We start from the raw sequence: 1,079 nt of genomic DNA, 5'->3' as shown, positions 1-1,079 counted from the left end.
AGCAGAAGCGCGAAAAAGTTTCATTTGCTCTTTCTGAAACGTTCAGAAGCATAAAAAAGCAAAATAAGTTAATAATGCTTTTGATATATTATTATTGCTGTCCGCTAAAATGTGTAACTTTGCCCGCAAAGAAAGGCTCCTCATCTGGTTGGCACGATTAAAAATCGTGTTATCCAAATGAGGTAAAATATGAAGGATTAGAGCCTTGACACAGTTGAAATTACACAATCGAATTATCAGCCATTTTTATTAACCTCCTGATTTGTCAATTCTTTAGCATCCTAATCAAAAACATAGGTAATACGTGCAAAAAGGGAATGGCTTCCATCAAAATCTCCCAAATATCGGAAGGTATATCCTGCTCCTATCTTCCAATGATTAGCAACTTTAAAGTCTATTCCAGTAGAAGGGGAGATGATATAGGACGTATGTTTTATATCTATACGTTCTGTGCCGTTGTTAGGCGTAAAGTGTTCGTAGCTTCCATCAATAATGCCAATACCACCACACAATTGCAAATAGTAGTTGAACTGTTTTGTTGATATAACATTAAAACCGAACCCCGTACTTATTGAATAGTCTTTACGAGACATAGATAAAATTCGATTACCTTCAGGAATATTCGTCAATTTCAATTCTGTACCATCATCGGTCGCTCCGAATAAGTCGGTAGTCCAAAAAAGACGATTGCTGATATAATACTTGGATAGAAAACCGATGCCAAAGCCCGAACTGAATGAGTTTTCGTATGGATTGCCGATTTTTGTATAGGTTTGCAAACCTCCATATATGCCTAATTCCAATGTTTTCTTTTGGGCTGCTATAGGCAAAGTCAAAATTAGCGAAAATAAAATAATTGTAATCCTTTTCATATTTCTACATTTATTAATCTATTGTAAATTCAAAACTGTTTGAAATCTTATAGGACTTGTTCAACGGATCTGTACGTTGTCAAACAAACGTGAACAACTGCAAATATAGTTATTTACTTTGATATTTCGTTGTTTTATTATCAAAAATTCTTTTGTTGATTGAATTTTGTTTTATTGTTTCTCTTATCCTTTTAATTTCTTCCCCCT

1 protein-coding gene is annotated in these 1,079 nt (G+C 33.9%); it reads right to left on the bottom strand.

Annotated elements, in window-relative coordinates; all coding sequences use genetic code 11:
- Positions 1 to 281: 281 nt before the first annotated feature.
- Complete coding sequence (locus tag HMPREF9420_RS02340; RefSeq protein ID WP_007133799.1) at positions 282 to 872, bottom strand: outer membrane beta-barrel protein; 591 nt, start codon at positions 870 to 872, stop codon at positions 282 to 284.
- Positions 873 to 1,079 lie beyond the last annotated feature (207 nt).

The organism is Segatella salivae DSM 15606, assembly GCF_000185845.1.
Taxonomy (GTDB): domain Bacteria; phylum Bacteroidota; class Bacteroidia; order Bacteroidales; family Bacteroidaceae; genus Prevotella; species Prevotella salivae.
Note: the sequence above shows the minus strand (reverse complement) of the source record. Positions and strands in the feature narration are given on the sequence as shown.